This is a genomic window from Borrelia persica No12 (genome assembly GCF_000500045.1).
GTDB classification, from domain to species: Bacteria; Spirochaetota; Spirochaetia; order Borreliales; family Borreliaceae; genus Borrelia; species Borrelia persica.
On sequence record NZ_AYOT01000079.1, the window covers coordinates 1 to 3,797 of the forward strand.

At 27.2% G+C, this 3,797-nt stretch carries 2 protein-coding genes and 1 pseudogene; 2 read left to right on the forward strand and 1 reads right to left on the reverse strand.

Annotation, left to right across the window (positions count from 1 at the left end):
• Positions 1-894, reverse strand: an 894-nt coding sequence (locus U881_RS0101490) for a plasmid maintenance protein (RefSeq protein ID WP_024653018.1), incomplete at its 3' end; no start/stop codon positions are given.
• A gap of 974 nt (positions 895-1,868) precedes the next feature.
• On the opposite strand from U881_RS0101490, the gene U881_RS0101495 reads away from it, so the two are divergent.
• Entirely contained in the window at positions 1,869-3,113 is a 1,245-nt protein-coding gene (locus U881_RS0101495) for a hypothetical protein (protein WP_024653019.1), read from the forward strand.
• Positions 3,114-3,492: 379 nt separating this feature from the next.
• Positions 3,493-3,600, forward strand: a pseudogene (locus U881_RS13685) (variable large family protein); the annotation flags it as partial.
• Positions 3,601-3,797: the final 197 nt, after the last annotated feature.

Sequence of the window (3,797 nt, forward strand, 5' to 3'; positions counted from 1 at the left end):
CAGAGCATTTATGTATGTCGAATCGTTGTTACTTAGCTCTTTTATTTGCTTCACATACTTTTCGCTAATTTTATAGTCAGATAGCAGTCTTGTCTCAACGTCTTTTCTTGTTATTTTACAATCTCTTTTCTTTTTTTTATAAAAATCTTCCTTTTTCAAAAGCATTTCTGAGTTCTCTTTAGAATTCTTTTCTTTTTTATTGCTTATATTAGCTTTATTAATATCATCCGAATCTTGCACATGCGAAATTATACTCATGCGATTTTTATGAAGTTGTTCGTTGTTTTTTGATTCTATTTTTTCTTTTATGAGTTTTGTATTTTGCGAATTTATATTTTGGGGTTCGTTATCAAAAAGCTCATTAAAATCAAAATTTCCAATAATGAATTTATCTTTTAAATTGTCTTTTAGAAGTTGTGTTAGATATTCTAATATTGCTTCTTTATGAGTAGGCATTAGTTCCATGTTTTGCACATAATAAGCAACACTTCCTTTGCCTTTACCAAATCTTATAATTTTAGATTTTATTAAATTTAGATTGTTTAGTAACTTTATATCTAATTCTAGAGTGCGTTTACATACTTTTTTTGCATGATCATTTTCTAGTAGTTTAAGTACTATGTTTTGGATATCACTTGCTGAATATTCTTCGATTCCCTTTGATTGTTTGTAATTTGTATTTTTAGTATTTATTGTCCAGTAAACTTTGAGTAATCTGTTGTATCGTTTAAGCATTTTATTTATTTGCAATTTAACATAGGACATTCGTATTGTTTGAGTATTATGGGGATTTTTATAAATATTTAGTTCTACAAGGCTTTTTAATATTGCATTTATTTGACCTTTTGGGTCTTGATATTTGAAATTCTTATTATCTTTTGCTATACTTAACATGGGTTTTTTTGTAATCCAAAGTTTAGATTTTCTTTTTTCTTAAAAAGAAGCTTTGGACATTTATATGTTTTATTATATACAAAAATTTCACTCTTGACTAGGTTTGAGGTCGAGGTGATTTTTTTATATGCAATTTTTTACACCTTATAGAAATAAAGTAAAAGATTGGTATTATAGACTTTTTTATTATCTTTGACTGTGTAAATTTCTGAATAATGCCAGTAATTTAGGTTACTGGTCTTATTCTTTTTGTATTATTTTGTCATTAGATAGAGTATAAAGAATTGAATATAAATATTGTAGTAGAAGTATAAGTAGTTGATAGACAAATATTTAAATATCTAATAATTCAGTTAAGTTTGTGGATAGTCAAAAGATTATCATGGATTATCATAATAGTGATAACATTTGATGAATATATTATTAGTTATTATGTTTTTGAAAAAAGGTTTAATTTCTATTTAGAATAGAATGTTATAAATGTTATATAAGTTTTTCTATTTAGATGATAATATGAGTATATATCAAATTGATGTGAATTAGAAGATAGATACAATTGAGATCAGATTTAGTGTAAGGATAGATGGAGTTTAGATTGGTCTTAATGAAGAAATATACTAATTTGTGATGTTAGTGTAAGTAAACTTGGCGTTAAGATAGATAAAGTTAGGAGTGATCTAACTTAAGTCTAACTTCAATTGATTTTGATTGAAATTATATTAGGCTGAAACTTAAGGGGGGGGTAGTTAGTTTACTTTGATGTTTGTCTCTATATTTGCTATTTTTTGTTTCATATTTTGTAGTGCAAGTATTTGTGATTTTAGGTAAAGATTGAGGTATGTTGTAATTTAATGTAGATATAATAACTTATGTTAAGTTATTATAATGTCAAGTTGATTGTTTTCATCACAAAGTTGTAGAGAGTATGTGAGATTTGTTGATTATATAGTAATATAATTGGAGAGAGGTCTTTGATGATAAATAAATATGATAAAAAAGATATAAATGTTGAATTTAGTATTGTAGAATCTTGGAGACTTAATTTTGAATTTTTTGTTCGCAACATTTGGTTAATAATGTTTGCTTTATTTTTATTTTTCTTTAATGTTTTGCATTCTCATAGAGGGATTGTTAGTTACAATGTTGGTAACCATTCCAAATTATATTTTACATTACCATTTACAATAGTCATTATAATAGTACCATCGTCAATATTATTGTATTTTTTGTATTTGCTAAGAAAGCGTGTAGTTGAGGGTTTTGTAAAAGCTTCAGTGTTTGTGTATTTAGAAAAAATCGCAATATTTGTATTGTTAGTGATAGGACTTGTAACTCAATCTGTGAGTTCGTGGATGAGTTTTGAGAGTTTTTTTAGTCTAATGTTTGAGGATACTATTAGGGACACTGTTTTGAGTATTAAAAAAAGTCAAAGTGAGCAAGAAGAAGGTGTTCGTAAATTACTTTCTGATAAAGAACGGATAATAGAGAGTGAAATCACTAGTATTGATGTTAAGATAAAGAATAATAATGATCGAATAGAATATGCTAAGAATAAGCATTTGAATTTGGACTATACCTATAAAACTATGAAGCAAGATTATTTGAGAGAAATTGAAAATGCAAAAACAGAGAATAAGGCTTTGTTTAATCAAAGGGATGAATATTTAAATTCTTTAAAAGATTTGCGTTTCAGGCTTAGTAATTTGATTGAAACAACGGCTATCAATAACAATCGATTTAAGGCTGCAAATGTGTTGAATGGAACATCTGTTGTTATTGCTAAAGATGATTATCTTAATATAATTTTTGTTTATGCGTTATTATTATTGTCTATTTGTCTTGATATATTTTTAGCAATGGTGTTCTGTATTATACAAAATGCTTATCATAAGTTTTATGCAGAAAAATCGATGTTTTTATGTGGTGGTATTGATTGTAATAAGAGCAGTTTAAAACCTAAGTTGCGAAAAAGTATACGAAGTGTTAATTTGCGAGATAAAAAGGTATCTAAAGTATTTGACAAATCTCTTGAATTTATTGCATCTAATTTGGAAGATGACAATCGTACTATAAAGTCATTGAGACAAATGAATCAAGATACCAAGTTATCTCATTATAGAATAAGGAAGTATTTGTCAGATTTAAAAGATAGCGGTTTAATTATAAGAAAGAAACAAAGATTGCTGCTTAATGTTGATGCAGGTAATTTGTTTGGCTAACAAAACATGGAAAAAAATCTTGATGATCAATGCAAAGTAATAGAGTTGGTTCAAGATAGTGAAAGTAAATGAAGTTGAAATTTTGGTTAAGTCAATAGGTTGAGTTGGCTAAAGCAATAAGTGGGGGTGTAACAATGAATCTGGGTTGTGGTTGGCGGTGATGTTCTGTGAATTATTGTGATTTCGTTTAAATTGTTAGCAGTGAGGTTTGGATTTTTAGGCAGGCTAGGAAATAGGCTATAAGGAGTTTCGAGCAAAACTAAAAGGACTTAGCTGTTATAAGGGAGATATAACATTAAGATTGATAGCTAGGGTGGTAAGTTTATTGTAAAGGATACTGATGATAAGAATGTTGAGGTTGATGTATCTAAAAGGTATAGCATTAAGTGCAGTAAGTAGGGCATTTAGTACTTTAATAATAGCAATAAGAAATACTGTTGATAGTGGGGGAAAGAAGGTAAATGAAACACTATCAACAATTAAATAAGAAGATAAGTAGGAGAATCAACAATTAGTAGACAATAATAGATAATTATAGATAAAAATTAGTAAAAAAAATAAAGAAGTTTAAGCGAAACACTTTTCTTGTTTTTTATTGGGGGGCATACAGGGAAGATGTTTTTTGTGAGATTAAGTTATTTCAATATATTTTTTATTAAGCATTCATTTATCATGTGTGCATTT

Excerpts from the sequence above, each read along its gene's own strand:
- U881_RS0101495 (WP_024653019.1), top strand. The coding sequence starts at position 1,869 with ATGATAAATAAATATGATAAAAAAGATATAAATGTTGAATTTAGTATT.